The following is an 18,894-nucleotide window of genomic DNA, read 5'->3' as shown; positions in this document are numbered from 1 at the left end:
CGTACCTACTTGCGCATGACCTCGGGCTCGTGGCGGCGCAGGAAGCGCGCCACCAGGAAGCCGCAGGCCACGGCGAGCACGATCAGCATGACCATGTCGAGAGTCCAGGTCCCCATGCTGTGCTCCCACAGCGGGTCCGTCTTGGTCGGATCGTCCTTGTTCGGGGCGAGCAGGTTGAAGTCGAGCGTGGCACCCGAGGCCGCGACCGCCCAGCGCGAGGGCATCAGGTACGAGAACTGGTTGACGCCGAGTGCGCCGTTCAGGGCGAACAGGCAGCCCGTGAACACGACCTGGATGATCGCGAACATGACCAGCAGCGGCATGGTCTTCTCGGCCGTCTTCACCAGCGAGGAGATGACCAGGCCGAACATCATCGAGGTGAAGCCGAGCGCCATGATCGGGATGGTGAGTTCCAGCTTCGTCATGCTGCCGAGGAACAGACCCTCCTTCGGCACCTCACGGGTGGCGAAGCCGATGGCTCCGACCATCCCGCCCTGGAGGATCGTGACCACGCCGAGCACGACGACCTTGGACATCAGGTACGCCGAACGGGACAGACCCGTCGCGCGTTCCCGCTCGTAGATCACCCGTTCCTTGATGAGTTCGCGGACGGAGTTGGCGGCGCCGGCGAAGCAGGCGCCGACGGCGAGGATCAGCAGGACGGTCTGGGCGGTGGCGTTGCCCTGGTTCGCGCCGGACTTGTTGAAGCGGGGCAGCAGGTTGTCGCCCTGGTCGATGAGGATGCTGACCGAGCCGAGGACCAGCGGCAGGATCACCGTCAGCGCCAGGAAGCCCTTGTCCGAGGCGATCACCGATACGTAACGTCTGATCAGTGTGGTCAGCTGGGAGAGCCAGCCCTGCGGCTTCGGCGGCCGCATCGACTGCGGCGGCGGCATGTGCACCGACTGCGCGGCGACGGCGTCGATGTCCGCGGCGTACATCTGGTAGTGCTGCGAGCCCTTCCAGCGGTTCGCCCAGTCGTAGTCGCGGTAGTTCTCGAACGAGGAGAAGACGTCGGCCCAGGTCTCGTAGCCGAAGAAGTTGAGCGCCTCCTCGGGGGGACCGAAGTACGCCACCGCGCCGCCCGGCGCCATCACCAGCAGCTTGTCGCATATGGCGAGTTCGGCCACCGAGTGCGTGACGACCAGGACCGTACGGCCGTCGTCGGCGAGGCCGCGCAGCAGCTGCATGACATCGCGGTCCATGCCCGGGTCGAGGCCGGAGGTCGGCTCGTCCAGGAAGATCAGCGACGGCTTGGTGAGCAGCTCCAGGGCGACGGAGACACGCTTGCGCTGGCCACCGGAGAGGGAGGTGACCTTCTTCTCCTTGTGGATGTCCAGCTTCAGCTCGCGCAGTACCTCGTCTATCCGGGCGTCGCGCTCCTTGCCCGTGGTGTCCGCGGGGAAACGGAGCTTGGCCGCGTACTTGAGGGCCTTCTTGACGGTCAGTTCCTTGTGCAGGATGTCGTCCTGCGGGACCAGACCGATGCGCTGGCGCAGTTCGGCGAACTGCTTGTACAGGTTTCGGTTGTCGTAGAGGACGTCGCCCTCGTTGGCCGGGCGGTAGCCCGTGAGCGCCTTGAGGAGCGTCGACTTGCCGGAGCCCGAGGGGCCGATGACCGCGACGAGCGACTTCTCGGGTACGCCGAAGGAGACGTCCTTGAGGATCTGCTTGCCGCCGTCGACCGTCACCGTGAGGTGGCGGGCGGAGAAGGAGATCTCACCGGTGTCGACGAACTCCTCTAGGCGGTCGCCGACGAGGCGGAACGTCGAGTGGCCGACGCCCACGATGTCGTTCGGACCGAGCGGCGCCGAGCCGCCCTTGGCGATCGGCATACCGTTGACATAGGTGCCGTTGTGCGAGCCGAGGTCGCGGATCTCGTGGCGGCCGTCGGGCGTCGCGTGGAACTCGGCGTGGTTGCGCGAGACCTGGAGGTCCGAGACGACCAGTTCGTTCTCCAGGGCGCGGCCGATGCGCATCACGCGCCCGAGCGAGAACTGGTGGAACGTGGTCGGACTGCGGTCGCCGTAGACCGGCGGCGCCCCCGCGACTCCGCCGGATCCCTGCTGCGGTGGGATGTTCGCGGCCTGCTGCGGCCGCTGCCAGCTCTGGTCCGGCGCCTGCTGCTGCGGCTGCTGAGCCCAGCCGGGGTTCGCACCCTGTGCCGCGAACGGCTGCTGCTTCGGCTGCGCGACGGAGGCCGCGGCACCTGACAGCTTCAGGCGCGGTCCGTCGGTCGCGTTGCCGAGGTGCACGGCCGAGCCGGGGCCGATCTCCATCTGATGGATCCGCTGCCCCTGCACGAACGTGCCGTTGGTGCTGCCGTGGTCCTCGATGACCCAGCTTCGACCGTCCCAGCTGATCGTGCCGTGCCGCCAGGAGACCCTGGCGTCGTCGAGCACGATGTCTCCCTGCGGATCACGTCCGAGGGTGTATGGCCTGGCCGCGTCGAGCGTCCAGGTCCGTCCGTTCAATTCCAGTACGAGTTCCGGCACTCCATGCCCCACTGAGTTGTCCCCCGAAGTTGCCCCATCACAGGGAGTCTAGGGATGTCGAACATCGTGGGGAACTATTTCAGTTGGAGGCCCCTGACCGAAAGTCGGGCCTTGTGAAGGGTGAGTACGGGCGGGTTGCCCGTTTCCGTTGACGGGGTTGAAACCGGCCCGGAGAGTGGTAATCCCACGCGAGGGGGACATGCGCGGTGGTTCGCCGCGGCGCGGATCGGGGGGCTGTTGATGAGCATCGAGACCGCTGGACACGGCAGGGGGATGCCGTGGGGAGACGTCCTGCTTTCCGCGGTCGCGGCCGTGAGCTGGGCGTTGATCGGCATGGCCGGCACCGCCGCGCTGGGCCTGCATCTGCTCGGCGCGGACGCGGCCGGCTCCCTGGGGCCGATGACCGCCGCTGTTGTGGCGCTCGGGGCGGGTGGTTCGGTCACGCCGTCCGGCGATGTGTCCGCCTTCGGCCTGAAAGGGGCGGAGGCGACCACGGCCATACAGATCACGCCACTGGGTGTGGGCCTCGTGGGCGCGCTCCTGCTGTCCTGGTTCTTCCTGCGCTCCCTGCGCGGAGCGGGAGTGGTGATCGCGCCGTCCGAGCTCCTCACGCGCGCGGGCTCGGTGGTCGTCCTCTTCGTGGCGATGCTGGGCGGCCTCGCCTGGGCCGGGCACGATATCATCACCATCGACGGGAGCAAGCTCGGCCTCGACCAGGTGCCGGGGGGCGGCGGACTGGACGACATCACCGGCCAACTCCCCGGCGGACTCGGTGACATCGGGGACATCGGAGGGCTGCTGCCCGACCAGGTCGGCGATCTCGTGGACGCCGAGGCGGCCGTGGGCTTCACCGTCGACACCGTGCCGACCCTGCTCGGCGGCGCGGCCTGGGTCGCCGGGGTCCTGCTGATCGCGCTGCTCGCCTCTCGTCGTACGCCACTGCCGCGCGGCTGGGAAGCCGTGCACCGGGTGGTCAGGCCGGCCGTGTCCGCGCTGGTCACGGTGTTACTGGTGGCGGTCCTCGCGGGGTTCGCGGCGGCGGCGTACGCGGCGGTCGGCGACGACAACCCCAAGCGGATCGCGGGCGCCGCCCTGCTCGGCACGCCCAACGGCGTGTGGCTCGGCGTCCCGATCGGCCTCCTCGTCCCCGTGGACGGGCAGGCCACCGGCGAACTCGCCAAACTGCTCCCCGACCCCGTGGACGAACTGCTCAGCATCGACTCCGGCCGGCCTGTCACGCTCGGCCGTCTCGCCGAACTGGACGGCCGGGTCTGGCTGTTGGGGGTCGCGGCCGCGATGACGATGCTGTTCGCGGGTGTACTGGCCGCCTCCCGTACGCCATTGGTACGGGCCCGGGATGCCGCCGTCGCCGGGGGGCCGACTGCCACAGATGTACGGGGGCAGAGTGCCCTCGGGTTGGCGGGGCGCTGCGCACTTCGGCTCGGGGTGGCGACGGCGCTGGCACTGCCGCTGCTGATGTGGCTGACGGAGGTGTCCGTGGACGCCTCGCTGTCGGTACTCGGCTTCGACGCCTTCGGCGCGGGAATCGAACTGCACGGGCAGTTGGGCATGGCGCTGCTGCTCGGCGCGTTGTGGGGGGCGGGCGCGGGCGCGGCGGGGGCGCTGCTGGCGTACGCGAGCGGGGCGGCGGGGCGGCGGGCCGCGCCACTGGCACGGGGTGCCGTCACGGCCCCGGTCGCCGCCCACGGGTCCGCGGAACTACCCCGGCAGTCGGGACCGTACAGCCCGGATGCGCCGCACCGAGCGCCGAACCCCGACACCAATCCGTATCTCCGGGTGCCGGACGAGCTACGGGCGCCCGGGGGCGGCCGGCCTCAGGAGGGGGGACAGCCTCCGGAGCGGGGGTTCCCTCCCGAGCAAGGGCGGCCTCCTGAGCGAGGGCGGCCTTCCGAGCCGGGGCGGCCTCCCGAGCAAGGGCGGCCTTCCGAGCCGGGGCGGCCTCCCGAGCAAGGGCGGCCTTCCGAGCCGGGGCGGCCTTCCGAGCCGGGGCGGCCTCCCGAGCAAGGGCGGCCTTCCGAGCCGGGGCGGCCTCCCGAGCGGGGGCTTCCTCCCGACGTGTACGGCGCACCGACGGTGATCGGGCCGTACACGCCGCCGCCCGCGCCGTCGAAGCGGCGGCCGGGGGGTACTCCTCCCCCGCCGCCACCGCCCGAGGAGGGGCCGCCGCCACCGGGGAGGTCCCGGCGCCGGGACTGACTCCCGGGACTGGCTCCCGGACCCGGATCGACCGGCGTCGAGGGCACTCGTCGCACGGCGTGCCGGCCGCCGACGGGAAACGCCCGCGCCATGAATCGGACACCCAGTGTTTCCTGTCCGCAGGGCGGACCTCGGGGGCGGAAGCCACAGGGTGCCCGATACGGTGGATACCACCATGAGCGCATCGCAGACCTCTGATGTCCCCACACTTCTCGTCAAGATCTTCGGCAAGGACCGGCCGGGCACCACCGCCGGGCTCTTCGACACTCTCGCCGCCTACTCCGTCGACGTCGTCGACATCGAGCAGGTCGTCACCCGTGGCCGGATGGTGCTGTGCGCGCTCGTGACCGAGCCGCCCGGCGGGCTGGAGGGCGACCTGCGGGCCACCGTCCACAGCTGGGCGGAGTCGATGAAGATGCAGGCGGAGATCATCTCCGGCCTCGGTGACAACCGGCCGCGCGGGCTCGGCCGTTCGCTCGTCACCGTGCTCGGGCACCCGCTGACGGCGGAGTCGACGGCCTCGATCGCCGCCCGCATCACGAAGACCGGCGGCAACATCGACCGGATCTTCCGGCTCGCCAAGTACCCGGTCACCGCGGTCGAGTTCGCCGTGTCCGGTACGGAGACCGCGACGCTGCGCACCGCTCTGGCACCCGAGGCCGCCGGACTCGGCGTCGATATCGCGGTGGTGGCGGCCGGGCTGCACCGCAGGGCCCAGCGGCTGGTCGTCATGGATGTGGACTCGACGCTCATCCAGGACGAGGTGATCGAGCTCTTCGCCGCGCATGCCGGCTGCGAGGCGGAGGTCGCCGAGGTGACGGCGGCCGCGATGCGTGGCGAGCTGGACTTCGAACAGTCGCTGCACGCGCGCGTGGCGCTGCTGAAGGGGCTGGACGCCTCGGTGGTGCTCAAGGTGCGCGAGGAGGTCCGGCTGACGCCGGGCGCGCGCACGCTGATCCGCACACTGAAGCGGCTCGGCTTCCAAGTGGGCGTCGTCTCGGGCGGGTTCACGCAGGTCACCGATGACCTCAAGGAGCGGCTGGGGCTGGACTTCGCGCAGGCCAACACCCTGGAGATCGCCGACGGGAAGCTGACCGGCAGGGTCACCGGCGAGATCGTGGACCGCGCGGGCAAGGCGCGCCTGCTGCGCCGGTTCGCCGCCGAGGCTGGTGTGCCGCTCGCCCAGACCGTGGCGATCGGCGACGGGGCCAACGACCTCGACATGCTCAACGCCGCCGGTCTCGGCGTCGCGTTCAACGCCAAGCCGGTCGTCCGCGAGGCCGCGCACACCGCGGTGAACTTCCCGTTCCTGGACACCGTCCTGTATCTGCTGGGTGTCACGCGCGAAGAGGTCGAGGCGGCGGACATGCACCTGGACGACCACTGAGCGATCCCCGGCGCCGGGGCGACCACTGAGCGATCCCCGGGGCGACCACCGGGCGATCCCGGGCGCGAGGGCGGCCTGTGAGCCCGGACCACTCGCGAGAAAGGGCCCGGCACCTTCACGGTGCCGGGCCCTCCGTGCTCGATGAGAGGGTCGGTCAGTCGGTCGGTGCCCAGTACTCGGTCAGTGTGGCCACTCCGGGCTCCAGGGTTTTCCAGGAGCCGTCGAAGGTGAGCACCGCGAAGGCGGCGGCGGGGAAGCCCCGGGCGCTCATCCGGGTGCGGGCGTCGCCCTCGGCCTGTCCGGCCAGGATGTCGGCGAGGCCCTGCACTCCGGGGTTGTGGCCGATCAGGACCACGTCCCGCGCGTCGTCGGGGGTCTCGTTGAGTACGGTGATCAGCTCGCCCGGTGAGGCGTCGTAGAGCCGCTCCTCGTAGACCGTCTTCGGTCGGTGCGGCAGCTCGTGGACGGCGAGCTTCCAGGTCTCGCGGGTCCGGATCGCGGTGGAGCAGAGGGCCAGGTCGAAGGGGATGCCGGTGTCGGCCAGCTTGCGTCCGGCGACGGCTGCGTCCGCGCGGCCCCGGTCGGCGAGCGGCCTCTCGTGGTCGGACACCTGTGGCCAGTCGGCTTTCGCATGCCGGAAAAGGACAATCCTGCGGGGTTCTGCGACGCTCATGTGTCCCAGCTTCGCATGAAACACGCCATGAGGCGCAGGGAGTTGAGTCGCGGCCCCGGCAGGGGTGACAGGGGCTCCTGGGGCGGGAGGAGAGAGGCGATCAGGGGCACCGGGATCACGGTGTCCGGTGCAGGACCGTCCGCTGGACCTGCTCGAAGACGTCGGTGAGCGCGGGGTTGCCCGCCGCCTGCGCGTGCGCCGGATTGAGCAGCAGGAGCAGCAGGGTGACGAAGGCGAGGGCCGGCAGCGCGAGGGCCCACCAGGGGAGGTGGATGTCGATGCGGCCCTTGGTCGCCGGGTGGTGCCGGGTTTGCGTAGGGGCCGACATGCCGCCTCCGTGGGTCTTCGAGGTTCTCCGTGGGCCGCGTCCTCGCGGCCACAACTCGAAGTTACGGAACACGGGGCCCTCAACCCATCCGGTGATCCACCCACTTGACCCTGACACTCACCCCCTAGGGGATGGTGGGGCTAGCACCACCATCGACGGCCGGGGTGCCCCAGGGGTCCCGCGGGACCCCGTGGCAGCACGCCGGTCAGGGTGAGGCGATCGTCGCGATGATGCCGATGATCACGGTGATGGCGAGGAACGTGCCGAAGACGAGAAGCATCTTCTTCTGGCCGTTCTGGGGGTTCGGATCGAGCACTGGCATGGGCCCAGTCTCCCACTGCTCGCCCGCGCTCCCCCGGGTGGGGTCACCGGTCGCCGTCCCGAGGGCGCGGGCTCAACGCTGGGTCCGGCGCTCGGCCTCGTCCTCCACGGTGCGGTCGCGGCCCGCTACGAGGCCCACCGCGATCTGCGGGATCATCAGCCCCGCCATGAGCGCGAGGGGCAGCCCCCAGCCGCCGCTGTGCTGGTAGAGCACGCCCACCAGGAGCGGTCCTGGTATGGAGAGCAGATAGCCGGCGCTCTGCGCGAAGGCCGAAAGCTTGGCCACGCCGGCCCCGGTCCTCGCCCGCATGCCGACCATGGTGAGGGCCAGCGGGAAGGCGCAGTTGGAGATGCCGAGGAGCACCGCCCAGGCCCAGGCACCGCCCGCCGGGGCCAGGTAGAGACCCGCGTACCCGGCGAGACCGCAGACGCCGAGCGCGACCACGATCGGCCCCTGGTGCGGCAGCCGGGTGGCGAGGCGGGGTATGACGAACGCCAGCGGCACGCCCATCACCATCGTGACGGCGAGAAGCAGGCCCGCGGTGCCGGCGGAGACTCCCGCGTCGCGGAAGATCTGCGCCATCCAGCCCATGGTGATGTACGCGGCGGTGGCCTGGAGCCCGAAGAACACGGCGAGCGCCCAGGCGGTACGGCTACGGGTGATCCGGAGGTCGTCGGCCACGGACCGGGACGCGTCGGCGCCGGTGGTCGGTGTCACGGACTCGGCGCCGATGGCGGGCGCCAGGTGGTCGGCTCCGGTGGCGGCCTTCGTGGAGTGCCTGCCGGTGCCGGTGGCGGCCTTCGTGGAGTGGGAGCCGTCGGCCACCGTCCCCCGTATCCACGCGAGCGGTATCCACGGGAGTACGGCCACTGCCGCCAGCCCCGCCCACACCGTGAGCCCGGACCGCCAACTGCCGCCCAGGGCGTCGGTCATGGGCACGGTGACCGCCGCGGCCGCCGAGGTGCCGAGCGCGAGGGCCATCGAGTAGAGGCCGGTCATGGAGCCGACCCGGTCCGGGAACCAGCGCTTGACGATCACCGGCATCAGCACGTTGCTGACGGCGATGCCCATCAGCGCGAGCGCGGTGGCGGCGAGGAAGCCGGGCGTGCCACCGGCGTACGGCCGGATCGCCAGGCCCGCCGCGATGGCGACCATGCCGGCGCAGACGACGGCTCCGGGCCCGAAGCGGCGGGCGAGCCGCGGCGCCATGACCCCGAAGGCCGCGAAGCAGAGGGCCGGCACGGAGGTGAGCAGCCCCGCGACGCTGCCGCTCATGCCGAGCCCGTCGCGGACCTCTTCCAGCAGGGCGCCGAGGCTCGCTATCGCGGGGCGCAGGTTGAGGGCGGCCAGGACGATCCCGGCGACCATCAGTCGGGTCCTCCACGCGCGCGTGGGCGGCGTGCGGTCCGCGGGCTCCGTCCCCGTGCCCGCGGAACTGCGTATGGGTGTGGACGGCATCGCCCGGGTCTCCTCGCTTACCATGTCACCCATCATAGAATCATGGGATGATTGGCTGTCCAATCCCCCGCGTAGTCCCTTGCGTTAGTCTCCGGAGCCTCCGGCCCCGCACGAAGGACCGTCATGCCGCTGAGCCACCCCCGCCGTTCGGCACTGTCCGAGCAGGTCATCGCCGAGCTGCGGAACCAGATCACCTCGGGCGAGTGGGCGGTGGGCTCCCGCATCCCGACCGAACCGGAACTGGTCGAGCAGCTGGGCGTCGCCCGTAACACGGTCCGCGAGGCCGTCCGCGCGCTCGCGCACAACGGCCTGCTCGACATCCGGCAGGGCTCGGGAACCTACGTGGTGGCCACCAGCGAGCTGGCCGGCGTCATGCACCGCCGCTTCGCGGACGCCGACCCCCGGCACATCGCCGAGCTGCGCTCCACCCTGGAGTCCAGCGCGGCGAAGCTGGCCGCCGAGCGGCGTACCGAGCGCGACCTCAAGCAGCTCGACAGCCTGCTCGTACGTCGTGAGGAGGCCTGGGAGTCGGGTGACGCGGAGGCCTTCGTGGCCGTCGACGCGACGTTCCACCTGGCGGTGGTGGCCGCGTCCCACAACGACGTCATGACGGCGATGTACGCGGACCTGGGCGAGGTGCTGCGCGACTGGCTGCGCGAGGACATCGGCGAGGAGCTGACGCCGGAGACGTACATGGACCACGCCCGGCTGGTGGACGCGATCCGCGTCGGCGACGCGGAGGCGGCGGCCTCGGAGGCCGCGGGCTATCCGTTCCTGTGCCGTCCGGGGCGGCCCGCCTCGTGAGCGGGCCGGGTATCACCGGTGGCGCCGCGCGTACGGCGCGCGCCGTGCGTCACTTCTGGTGACTTACCCAGACCGAGCGCACTTCCTTCCAGCAGCGGCCCGTCAGCCGTACGGTCTCGGCGGGGCCCGCGCCGACCGGGACTCCGTCGCTGTCGATGTCCCACCAGCGCTCGCACTCGACGTGCAGGCTGACCCGGTCGGTCTCCGGATACGGGTTGTGGCAGTGGACGGTCACCCGCGAACCGTCGACGGCGGTGCGGCAGGCGGCACCGAAGGGCCTGACGTCGTCCACGCGCGCGTGGAGGGTCGTTCCCGCGGAATGGGAGGCCGCGTCCCAGGGCATCGCGACCAGAAGTGCCAGGGCGGCAGGCACCGGGGCGAAACGGTGTGACAGGCGCACAAAGGAGACCTCCTCGACCATGCTGGGGAGGGAACCGTGTACTCCAGGGTGCGCGGCCAAGTGCCCGGTCCGCCCGGCCGACAGGGCCTAACGGGTGACGCCCCGCTCCCCGCGCGCTGCGGGAGACGGGGCGTCGTCGACGTAGCGCCGCGCGAGGTCACGCACCGATCGCGTGCAGACCGCCGTCCACGTGGATGATCTCGCCGGTGGTCTTCGGGAACCAGTCGCTCAGCAGGGCGACGACACCGCGGCCGGCCGGCTCCGGGTCCTTGAGGTCCCACTCCAGGGGCGCGCGGGTGTCCCAGACGGCGGCGAGCTCGCCGAAGCCGGGGATGGACTTGGCGGCCATGGAGCCGATGGGTCCCGCGGAGATGAGGTTGCAGCGGATGTTCTGCTTGCCCAGGTCGCGCGCCATGTAGCGGCTGGTGGCCTCCAGGGCGGCCTTGGCGGGGCCCATCCAGTCGTACTGCGGCCAGGCGTACTGCGCGTCGAAGGTGAGGCCGACCACCGAGCCGCCGTTCTGCATCAGCGGCAGGCAGGCCATGGTCAGCGACTTCAGGGAGAAGGCGGAGACGTGCATGGCCGTGGCGACCGACTCGAACGGGGTGTTGAGGAAGTTGCCGCCGAGGGCGTCCTGCGGGGCGAAGCCGATGGAGTGCACGACGCCGTCGAGGCCACCCAGCTCCTCGCCGACCAGGTCGGCCAGGCGGGCCAGGTGCTCGTCGTTGCTGACGTCGAGCTCGATGACCTTGGTGGGCTTGGGAAGCTTCTTCGCGATGCGCTCGGTCAGCGTGGGCCGCGGGAACGCGGTCAGGATGATCTCCGCGCCCTGCTCCTGGGCCAGCCTGGCGGTGTGGAAGGCGATGGAGGACTCCATCAGCACACCGGAGATCAGGACGCGCTTGCCCTCGAGAATTCCACTCATGGTGATCAGTGACCCATGCCCAATCCGCCGTCGACGGGAATGACGGCTCCAGTGATGTACGAGGCGTCGTCCGAGGCGAGGAACCGCACCGTCGCGGCGATCTCCTCCGGTCGCGCGTAGCGGCCGAGCGGCACCTGCTTCACGATGCCCTCGCGCTGCTCGTCGGTGAGCGCCTTGGTCATGTCCGTGTCGACGAAACCGGGCGCGACGACGTTGAAGGTGATGTTGCGCGAGCCGAGTTCACGGGCGAGCGAGCGAGCGAACCCGACCAGGCCGGCCTTGGAGGCGGCGTAGTTCGCCTGGCCCGCGGAGCCGAGCAGGCCCACGACCGAGGAGAGCAGCACGACACGGCCCTTCTTGGCGCGCAGCATGGCGCGGTTGGCCCGCTTCACCACGCGGAAGGTGCCCGTGAGGTTGGTGTCGAGGACGGACGTGAAGTCCTCCTCGGACATGCGCATCAGGAGCTGGTCCTTGGTGATGCCCGCGTTGGCGATGAGCACCTCCACCGGACCGTGCTCGGCCTCGATCTCCTTGTAGGCCTGCTCCACCTGCTCGGTGTCGGTGATGTCGCACTTCACCGCGAGGCAGCCCAGCTCGACGAGGGCGGCCGGCGGCTCCCCGGAACGGTATGTGATCGCGACCTTGTCGCCGGCCTCGGCGAACGCGCGGGCGATGGCGAGGCCGATGCCCCGGTTGCCTCCGGTGACGAGAACCGAGCGGCTCAACGGATCACCCTTTCGATAACGGTCCGAAGCCCCTGCGGGACAGGCGCCTTACTCGAAAACCTATCGGTCCCGCCCGGCTTGCGGAGAATCGGGCACCGACAGTGGCTCACTCCGCGACCTGTCGGGTCTCTACAGAAAGCCGTGGCCGGCCGGGCCGAAATCCCGTGGTCGGCGGGGCGGAAGCCGGGCCGACGGCACGAAAGGTGTCGCAGGTCAACGGAAAGGCGTGGCCTTCGGCCCCGCCCGCGCGACATGATCGGACCGACAGGCCACGACAGCAGGGAGACCTCCGTGCCTCATTCCATCGACGAAGCCTTCACGGCCCTACCGCTGCGCGCCCTGGCCGACGCCGCGCTCGCGCGGGCCCGTGCTCTCGGCGCCGACCACGCCGACTTCCGGTTCGAGCGGGTGCGCAGCGCGGCCTGGCGGCTGCGGGACGCCAAGCCCGCCGGTTCCTCGGACACCACGGACCTCGGGTACGCGGTGCGGGTGGTGCACGGCGGCACCTGGGGGTTCGCGTCGGGGGTGGATCTGACGATGGACGCGGCCGCGAAGGTCGCGTCGCAGGCCGTCGCGATGGCGAAGCTGTCGGCCCAGGTGATCAAGGCGGCCGGATCCGCCGAGCGGGTCGAGCTGGCGGACGAGCCGGTGCACGCCGAGCGGACGTGGGTCTCCGCGTACGAGATCGACCCCTTCTCCGTACCGGCCGAGGAGAAGGCCGGGCTGCTGGCGGAGTGGAGCGCGCGGCTGCTGGCGGCCGACGGTGTCAGCCATGTCGACGCCTCGCTGCTGACCGTGCACGAGAACAAGTTCTACGCCGACACCGCCGGCACCGTGACGACGCAGCAGCGCGTCCGGCTGCACCCGCAGCTGAACGCGGTCGCCGTCGACGAGTCCAGCGGCGAGTTCGACTCGATGCGGACCATCGCGCCGCCGGTCGGCCGCGGCTGGGAGTATCTGACGGGCACCGGCTGGGACTGGGACTCCGAACTCGCCCGGATCCCGGAGCTGCTCGCCGAGAAGATGCGCGCCCCGAGCGTCGAGGCGGGCCTGTACGACCTGGTCGTCGACCCGTCGAACCTCTGGCTGACCATCCACGAGTCGATCGGTCACGCGACCGAGCTGGACCGGGCGCTGGGCTACGAGGCCGCGTACGCCGGGACCTCCTTCGCCACCTTCGACCAGCTCGGCAAGCTGAGGTACGGCTCCGAGCTGATGAACGTCACCGGCGACCGCACCGCCGAGCACGGCCTCGCGACCGTCGGCTACGACGACGAGGGCGTCGCCGGACAGTCCTGGGATTTGGTGAAGGACGGCACCCTGGTCGGGTACCAGCTGGACCGGCGGATCGCGAGGCTCACCGGGTTCGAGCGGTCCAACGGGTGCGCGTACGCCGACTCCCCCGGCCATGTGCCGGTGCAGCGCATGGCGAACGTGTCGCTCCAGCCGGATCCCGCGGGCCTCTCCACCGAGGACCTGATCGGAAGCGTCGACCGGGGCATCTACGTGGTCGGCGACCGGTCCTGGAGCATCGACATGCAGCGCTACAACTTCCAGTTCACCGGGCAGCGGTTCTTCAGGATCGAGAACGGCCGGATCACGGGCCAGCTGCGCGACGTCGCGTACCAGGCGACGACCACGGACTTCTGGGGATCGATGGCGGCCGTCGGCGGACCGCAGACGTACGTACTGGGTGGCGCCTTCAACTGCGGCAAGGCCCAGCCGGGCCAGGTCGCGGCGGTCTCGCACGGCTGCCCGTCGGCCCTCTTCAAGGGCGTCAACATTCTCAACACCACGCAGGAGGCCGGTCGATGAGCACGACGTCTCGTACGAACAAGCCGCACGAGGTCGTCGAGCGCGCCCTCGAACTCTCCCGTGCCGACGGCTGCGTGGTGATCGCCGACGAGGAGTCGACCGCGAACCTGCGCTGGGCGGGCAACGCGCTGACCACCAACGGCGTCACGCGCGGGCGCACGCTCACCGTCATCGCCACCGTCGACGGCCGCGAGGGTACGGCCTCGGGGGTCGTCTCGCGTTCCGCCGTGATGGCCGACGAGCTGGAGCCCCTGGTGCGCGCCGCGGAGGCAGCGGCGCGGAGCGCGGGTCCCGCCGAGGACGCCCAGCCCCTGGTCTCCGGGGTGCCGGAGTCCCCCGACTTCACGGACGGGCCCGCCGAGACCTCGTCCGCCGTGTTCGCCGACTTCGCGCCGGCGCTCGGCGAGTCGTTCGCCCGCGCGCGCGGGGGCGACCGCGAGCTGTACGGGTTCGCCTACCACGAGCTCGTGTCCAGCTACCTCGGTACGTCGACGGGGCTGCGGCTGCGCCACGACCAGCCCAAGGGCACGCTGGAGCTCAACGCCAAGTCACCGGACCGTACGCGTTCGGCGTGGGCCGGGCGGGCGACGCGGGACTTCAAGGACGTCGACCCGGCGGCGCTGGACGCCGAACTGGCCGTACGGCTGGGATGGGCTCAGCGGCGTATCGAGCTGCCCGCCGGGCGGTACGAGACGCTGCTGCCGCCGACCGCCGTCGCGGACCTGATGATCTACCAGCTGTGGTCGGCGTCGGCCCGGGACGCGGCCGAGGGCCGGACGGTGTTCAGCAAGCCCGGTGGCGGGACCCGTGTCGGCGACAGGCTCACGGAGCTGCCGCTGACCCTGCGCAGCGACCCGAACGAGCCGGGGCTGGAGACCGCGCCGTTCGTCCTCACGCACTCCTCGGGCGACGACGCGTCCGTGTTCGACAACGGGCTGCCCCTCAAGGCGACCGACTGGGTCGGCGAGGGCGAGCTGAAGCACCTGACCAGCACCCGGCACAGCGCCGGCGTGACGGGACTCCCGGTGGCGCCGTCGATCAGCAACCTGATCCTGGACGGCGGCGAGGACCGCTCGCTGGACGAGATGGTCGCCGCCACCGGGCGCGGCCTGCTGCTGACCTGCCTCTGGTACATCCGCGAGGTCGACCCGGCGACCCTGCTGCTGACCGGGCTGACCCGGGACGGCGTCTACCTCGTGGAGAACGGCGAGGTGGTCGGCGAGGTCAACAACTTCCGGTTCAACGAGTCGCCGGTGGGCCTCCTGGGGCGGGCGACGGAAGCCGGGCGCACGGAGAAGACGCTGCCCAGGGAGTGGAGCGACTGGTTCACCAGGGCCGCGATGCCCGCCCTGCGGGTGCCGGACTTCAATATGAGCTCTGTCAGTCAGGGCGTATAACCTCGTACCAGATTCGCGGCTCGTCACTCCCTTCGCGAGCCGCTCGTGCACGACCTCCGAGGAGACAAGAGAACCGTGACGGACATCGTCGACGAGCTGAAGTGGCGGGGGCTGTTCGCCCTGTCCACCGACGAGGACGCTTTGCGCAAGGCGCTCGCGGACGGTCCCGTCACCTTCTATTGCGGCTTCGACCCGACGGCGGCCTCACTGCACGTGGGTCACCTGGTGCAGGTGCTCACCATCCGCCGGCTTCAGCTCGCGGGGCACCGGCCGCTCGCCCTGGTGGGCGGTGCGACCGGTCAGATCGGCGATCCCCGGCCGACGGCGGAGCGCACGCTGAACGACCCGGAGACCGTCGCCAACTGGGTGAGCCGGCTGCGCGCGCAGATCGAGCCGTTCCTGTCCTTCGAGGGCGAGAACGCCGCGGTGATGGTGAACAACCTGGACTGGACGGCGGGCCTGTCCGCCATCGAGTTCCTGCGGGACATCGGCAAGCACTTCCGCGTCAACAAGATGCTCACCAAGGACTCGGTCGCCCGGCGCCTGGAGTCCCAGGAGGGCATCAGCTACACGGAGTTCAGCTACCAACTGCTCCAGGGCATGGACTTCCTGGAGCTGTACCGACGGTACGGCTGCACGTTGCAGCAGGGCGGCAGCGACCAGTGGGGCAATCTCACGGCGGGGCTCGACCTGATCCACCGCCTGGAGCCCGAGGCCGAGGCGCACTGTCTGGCGACGCCGCTGATGGTCAAGGCGGACGGCACCAAGTTCGGCAAGACCGAGGGCGGCGCCGTCTGGCTCGACCCGGAGATGACGACGCCGTACGCGTTCTATCAGTTCTGGCTGAACGTGGACGACCGGGACATCTCGACGTACATGCGCATCCTGTCCTTCAAGTCCCGCGCGGAGCTGGAAGAGCTGGAGAAGCAGACCGAGGAGCGCCCGCAGGCCCGTGCGGCGCAGCGCGCGCTCGCGGAGGAGCTGACGACGCTGGTGCACGGCGCCGACCAGACGACCGCCGTGATCGCCGCGTCAAGGGCCCTCTTCGGGCAGGGCGAGCTGGCCGAGCTGGACGAGAGGACGCTGACCGCGGCCCTCTCCGAGGTGCCGCACATCCAGGTCGCCGAGGCGGGACCCGTGGTGGACCTCTTCGCGGAGGTCGGCCTGGTGGCCAGCAAGTCGGCCGCGCGCCGCACGGTCAAGGAGGGCGGCGCGTACGTGAACAACACGAAGGTCCCCGCCGAGGACGCGGTCCCCGCCAAGGAGGACCTGCTGCACGGGCGCTGGCTGGTCCTGCGCCGGGGCAAGAAGAACCTGGCGGCCGTGGAGGTCACGGGAGGCTGAAGCCTGCGAATACGGCGATGGGGCGGGCCTGTGGAAGGCCCGCCCCATCGCCGTACGCACGGACGCTCAGGCCCGCTGTTTGTTGCCTCGCACCGCCATGTAGGCCATGTCGCCCAGGAAGACGATGACGAGGGCCGCCACCAGCTGAAGGGCGTGCCGGCCCCAGTCGATGCCGCTCGTCTCGTCGATCCCGATGGCCCGTGCGATCGCGTTGCCGACGATGGCTCCGATGATGCCGAAGACGGTGGTCAGCCAGAGTGGGCTGTGCTGTTTGCCCGGCAGGATGGCCTTTGCCAGCAGACCCAGCACGAACCCGACGATGATCGCCCACAACCAGCCCATGGCTGCCTCCTAGTACGGCTCTACGCAAGCATTACGCTCAGTGTCGGACCGTTCGCCGTACGGCGCATGTCGGGCGGAGCCATACGCGGTACGACGCATCAGGTTCGGCCCGCCGGGACAGGCCCCGGTCTCGAAGACGACGCAGCCACGGCGTAACGTGGACGCCGTTCGGGCCTGCCTCCCTGACCGGGTCCGGCACTGGGTACGGGCCGGGGAGAGTCCGACACGGGCGGGTGGTGGAAGGTGCTGCGGAAGCAGAGCAAAGGTCAGGTCTACCGGATCACCGGGGCCAGGCAAGGACTCGACGAGGACGTACGCGGCAGACAGCGCCGCTATGTGATCTGGATGTCCTTCCGCACGGTCTCCGTGGTCCTCGGCGCCAGCCTCTGGAACGTCGAGCGCCATGTCGCCATCGTCGCCCTGGTACTGGGCCTGCTGCTCCCGTACGTCTCCGTGGTCATCGCCAACGCGGGCCGTGAGAACGTGCCGTCGATGCCCTCGACGTTCGTCGCCGCACCCACCCGTCCGATGCTCGCGCCGCCGCGTCAGGAGGGCTTCGCGGAGCCCGTGGCGGAGAACGTCACGGGCGACTCCGGGGTGCGGTCGCGGGCCGAACCGTATGAGCCGGGCTGACTTCGGCGCCGCCCGCACGGCCCTGGAGCCGGCCACCGGGGGTCCCCCGGAAGCGGAATCCAAACGTGCGCCAAGCTCAAGAAAAGCTCAGATCAATCATGTTGTTCAGGTGCCAGGCACCGGGTCCCCCGTGACATACTTCGTACGCGCTCCGCATCCCCCGTCGGAGCGACGGACCGACGCCGGGCAGCTCCCCCCGTGGCTGCTCGGCGTCGCCTTTTCGGGGCACTTTCCGGAGGCGTTTCCGGAGCGGATTAGGGTGGGGGCGTGACGTTCCCGCTCTTCCCCGATGCCGCCCCCTCCACTCCCCAGTGCTCGGCCAAGGCCTGCCGCGCCGACGCGGAGTGGGTGCTCGCGTGGAACAACCCCAAGCTGCACACTCCGGAGCGCCGCAAGACCTGGCTCGCCTGCGAGGAGCACCGTGAGCACCTCTCCAAGTTCCTCGGTGTGCGCGGGTTCCTGAAGGACGTGGTGCCCCTGGCCGAGTGGGAGTCCGGCGAGTCCGAGGAGTCCGGGGAAGCCCACCGGCCGTAGGGGTCCGCCGCCGGGCAGGCAGTCGCCGACGGCCGGTACGGACCCGGTCAGCCGCCGATCGCCGACATCGGCCGCTCGGGCTGGAGGAACGACGGGTCGTCCAGGCCGGAGCCCGCCTTCTTGCCCCACATCGCGACCCGCCAGATGCGGGCGATCTCCTCGTCACCGGCGTCCGAGCGCAGGGCCGCGCGCAGGTCGGTCTCCTCGGACGCGAACAGGCAGGTGCGGACCTGGCCGTCGGCCGTGAGGCGGGTGCGGTCGCAGGCGGAGCAGAACGGGCGGGTGACCGAGGCGATCACACCGACGCGGTGCGGGCCGCCGTCGACGAGCCAGCGCTCGGCGGGCGCGGAGCCGCGCTCGGCGGCCCCCTCCTCGGTGAGCTCGAAGCGGGTGCGCAGCGAGGTGAGGATGTCACCGGCGGTGACCATGCCCTCGCGCTTCCAGCCGTGCTGGGCGTCCAGGGGCATCTGCTCGATGAACCGCAGTTCGTAGTCGTGCTCGACGGCCCAGGCCAGCAGGTCCGGGGCCTCGGTCTCGTTCAGACCCGGCATCAGGACCGAGTTGATCTTGACCGGGGTCAGGCCGGCCTCCTGGGCGGCTTCGAGACCGTCGATGACGTCCTTGTGGCGGTCCCGGCGGGTGAGGGTCTTGAAGACGTCGGGGCGCAGGGTGTCCAGCGAGACGTTCACCCGGTCCAGGCCCGCCGCCTTCAGCGCGGCGGCGGTGCGCTTGAGGCCGATGCCGTTGGTGGTGAGGGACATCTGTGGGCGCGGCTCCAGGGCGGCGACCCGCTCGACGATGCCGACGAGGCCGGGGCGCAGCAGGGGTTCGCCGCCGGTGAAGCGGACCTCGGTGATGCCGAGGTCCGTCACGGCTATGCCGATCAGGCGGACGATCTCGTCGTCCGTGAGGAGGTCGGGCTTCGCCAGCCACTGGAGGCCCTCTTCGGGCATGCAGTAGGTGCAGCGCAGATTGCACCTGTCGGTCAGTGAGACTCTCAGGTCGGTGGCCACCCGGCCGTACGTGTCGATGAGCACGTGGGCCCCCTCCCTCGTTTCCGATCAGAATTCTCCGACACCGACGAGCCTACGTGAC

General features: G+C 70.7%; 18 protein-coding genes. 8 read left to right on the top strand and 10 right to left on the bottom strand.

The genetic code is table 11. From position 1 onward, the window contains the following. Positions 1-5: 5 nt before the first annotated feature. Positions 6-2,495, bottom strand: a complete 2,490-nt coding sequence (locus ACIP79_RS29940; protein WP_401228108.1) for an FHA domain-containing protein — start codon at positions 2,493-2,495, stop codon at positions 6-8. 240 nt (positions 2,496-2,735) lie between these two features. Here ACIP79_RS29940 and ACIP79_RS29935 point away from each other — a divergent pair, with 240 nt between their 5' ends. Together ACIP79_RS29935 and serB are read left to right on the top strand one after the other, a co-directional pair. Further along, positions 2,736-4,712, top strand: coding sequence for a streptophobe family protein (locus ACIP79_RS29935; RefSeq protein ID WP_401228107.1), 1,977 nt, complete (start codon positions 2,736-2,738; stop codon positions 4,710-4,712). A 175-nt stretch (positions 4,713-4,887) separates the two neighbouring features. After that, complete coding sequence (gene serB / locus ACIP79_RS29930; RefSeq protein WP_401228106.1) at positions 4,888-6,099, top strand: phosphoserine phosphatase SerB; 1,212 nt, start codon at positions 4,888-4,890, stop codon at positions 6,097-6,099. Between the two features lie 154 nt (positions 6,100-6,253). On the opposite strand, the gene ACIP79_RS29925 is transcribed toward serB, so the two are convergent. From ACIP79_RS29925 to ACIP79_RS29910, 4 genes are all read right to left on the bottom strand, one after another. Beyond that, positions 6,254-6,772 (bottom strand): SixA phosphatase family protein, encoded by a 519-nt coding sequence (locus tag ACIP79_RS29925; protein WP_387183519.1) that lies wholly within the window; start codon positions 6,770-6,772, stop codon positions 6,254-6,256. Positions 6,773-6,887: 115 nt separating this feature from the next. Then, on the bottom strand, positions 6,888-7,100 hold the full coding sequence (locus ACIP79_RS29920; protein ID WP_387183522.1) for a hypothetical protein: 213 nt from the start codon (positions 7,098-7,100) through the stop codon (positions 6,888-6,890). Positions 7,101-7,305: 205 nt separating this feature from the next. Continuing rightward, entirely contained in the window at positions 7,306-7,422 is a 117-nt protein-coding gene (locus tag ACIP79_RS29915; RefSeq protein ID WP_365444689.1) for an SGM_5486 family transporter-associated protein, read from the bottom strand. 72 nt (positions 7,423-7,494) lie between these two features. Then, positions 7,495-8,916: a CynX/NimT family MFS transporter gene (locus ACIP79_RS29910; protein ID WP_401228103.1), complete on the bottom strand. Its 1,422-nt coding sequence runs from the start codon at positions 8,914-8,916 to the stop codon at positions 7,495-7,497. 87 nt (positions 8,917-9,003) lie between these two features. On the opposite strand from ACIP79_RS29910, the gene ACIP79_RS29905 reads away from it, so the two are divergent. Continuing rightward, a complete protein-coding gene (locus tag ACIP79_RS29905; protein WP_401228101.1) occupies positions 9,004-9,684 on the top strand; it encodes a FadR/GntR family transcriptional regulator in 681 nt (226 codons plus the stop codon). A 49-nt stretch (positions 9,685-9,733) separates the two neighbouring features. Here ACIP79_RS29905 and ACIP79_RS29900 read toward each other — a convergent pair whose 3' ends face one another. The 3 genes from ACIP79_RS29900 to fabG form a co-directional block, all read right to left on the bottom strand. Beyond that, positions 9,734-10,084 carry a hypothetical protein gene (locus tag ACIP79_RS29900; protein ID WP_387183528.1) on the bottom strand — a complete coding sequence of 117 codons (351 nt, stop codon included), beginning with the start codon at positions 10,082-10,084 and terminating at the stop codon, positions 9,734-9,736. A 157-nt stretch (positions 10,085-10,241) separates the two neighbouring features. Continuing rightward, complete coding sequence (gene fabI, locus ACIP79_RS29895) at positions 10,242-11,009, bottom strand: enoyl-ACP reductase FabI (RefSeq protein WP_401228099.1); 768 nt, start codon at positions 11,007-11,009, stop codon at positions 10,242-10,244. Between the two features lie 5 nt (positions 11,010-11,014). Next, on the bottom strand, positions 11,015-11,734 hold the full coding sequence (fabG, locus tag ACIP79_RS29890; RefSeq protein WP_383687743.1) for a 3-oxoacyl-[acyl-carrier-protein] reductase: 720 nt from the start codon (positions 11,732-11,734) through the stop codon (positions 11,015-11,017). 291 nt (positions 11,735-12,025) lie between these two features. Between fabG and ACIP79_RS29885 the strand changes: the two genes are divergently transcribed. The 3 genes from ACIP79_RS29885 (at position 12,026) to tyrS (ending at position 16,290) form a co-directional block, all read left to right on the top strand. After that, the gene (locus ACIP79_RS29885) at positions 12,026-13,549 is read left to right on the top strand and encodes a TldD/PmbA family protein (protein WP_401228096.1); all 1,524 of its coding nucleotides are present in this window, start codon (positions 12,026-12,028) and stop codon (positions 13,547-13,549) included. Beyond that, on the top strand, positions 13,546-14,946 hold the full coding sequence (locus tag ACIP79_RS29880) for a metallopeptidase TldD-related protein (RefSeq protein WP_401228094.1): 1,401 nt from the start codon (positions 13,546-13,548) through the stop codon (positions 14,944-14,946). The genes ACIP79_RS29885 and ACIP79_RS29880 overlap by 4 nt, the downstream gene beginning before the upstream one ends. 75 nt (positions 14,947-15,021) lie before the next feature. Beyond that, positions 15,022-16,290: a tyrosine--tRNA ligase gene (gene tyrS / locus ACIP79_RS29875; RefSeq protein ID WP_401228092.1), complete on the top strand. Its 1,269-nt coding sequence runs from the start codon at positions 15,022-15,024 to the stop codon at positions 16,288-16,290. A gap of 66 nt (positions 16,291-16,356) precedes the next feature. Here tyrS and ACIP79_RS29870 read toward each other — a convergent pair whose 3' ends face one another. Beyond that, positions 16,357-16,632 (bottom strand): GlsB/YeaQ/YmgE family stress response membrane protein, encoded by a 276-nt coding sequence (locus ACIP79_RS29870; RefSeq protein WP_383685248.1) that lies wholly within the window; start codon positions 16,630-16,632, stop codon positions 16,357-16,359. 246 nt (positions 16,633-16,878) lie between these two features. Here ACIP79_RS29870 and ACIP79_RS29865 point away from each other — a divergent pair, with 246 nt between their 5' ends. Continuing rightward, positions 16,879-17,265 carry a DUF3099 domain-containing protein gene (locus ACIP79_RS29865; RefSeq protein ID WP_401228150.1) on the top strand — a complete coding sequence of 129 codons (387 nt, stop codon included), beginning with the start codon at positions 16,879-16,881 and terminating at the stop codon, positions 17,263-17,265. A gap of 267 nt (positions 17,266-17,532) precedes the next feature. Continuing rightward, a complete protein-coding gene (locus ACIP79_RS29860; protein ID WP_401228090.1) occupies positions 17,533-17,799 on the top strand; it encodes a hypothetical protein in 267 nt (88 codons plus the stop codon). 47 nt (positions 17,800-17,846) lie between these two features. On the opposite strand, the gene moaA is transcribed toward ACIP79_RS29860, so the two are convergent. Beyond that, entirely contained in the window at positions 17,847-18,836 is a 990-nt protein-coding gene (gene moaA / locus ACIP79_RS29855; protein ID WP_401228089.1) for a GTP 3',8-cyclase MoaA, read from the bottom strand. Positions 18,837-18,894: the final 58 nt, after the last annotated feature.

The sequence above is a fragment of the Streptomyces sp. NPDC088747 genome (assembly GCF_044751025.1).
Taxonomy (GTDB): domain Bacteria; phylum Actinomycetota; class Actinomycetes; order Streptomycetales; family Streptomycetaceae; genus Streptomyces.
Note: the sequence above shows the minus strand (reverse complement) of the source record. Positions and strands in the feature narration are given on the sequence as shown.

Excerpts from the sequence above, each read along its gene's own strand:
- ACIP79_RS29925 (WP_387183519.1), bottom strand. The coding sequence starts at position 6,772 with ATGAGCGTCGCAGAACCCCGCAGGATTGTCCTTTTCCGGCATGCGAAA.
- serB (WP_401228106.1), top strand. The coding sequence starts at position 4,888 with ATGAGCGCATCGCAGACCTCTGATGTCCCCACACTTCTCGTCAAGATC.
- ACIP79_RS29915 (WP_365444689.1), bottom strand. The coding sequence starts at position 7,422 with ATGCCAGTGCTCGATCCGAACCCCCAGAACGGCCAGAAGAAGATGCTT.
- ACIP79_RS29935 (WP_401228107.1), top strand. The coding sequence starts at position 2,736 with ATGAGCATCGAGACCGCTGGACACGGCAGGGGGATGCCGTGGGGAGAC.
- ACIP79_RS29905 (WP_401228101.1), top strand. The coding sequence starts at position 9,004 with ATGCCGCTGAGCCACCCCCGCCGTTCGGCACTGTCCGAGCAGGTCATC.
- ACIP79_RS29880 (WP_401228094.1), top strand. The coding sequence starts at position 13,546 with ATGAGCACGACGTCTCGTACGAACAAGCCGCACGAGGTCGTCGAGCGC.
- ACIP79_RS29910 (WP_401228103.1), bottom strand. The coding sequence starts at position 8,916 with ATGATGGGTGACATGGTAAGCGAGGAGACCCGGGCGATGCCGTCCACA.
- fabI (WP_401228099.1), bottom strand. The coding sequence starts at position 11,009 with ATGAGTGGAATTCTCGAGGGCAAGCGCGTCCTGATCTCCGGTGTGCTG.
- ACIP79_RS29920 (WP_387183522.1), bottom strand. The coding sequence starts at position 7,100 with ATGTCGGCCCCTACGCAAACCCGGCACCACCCGGCGACCAAGGGCCGC.
- ACIP79_RS29870 (WP_383685248.1), bottom strand. The coding sequence starts at position 16,632 with ATGGGCTGGTTGTGGGCGATCATCGTCGGGTTCGTGCTGGGTCTGCTG.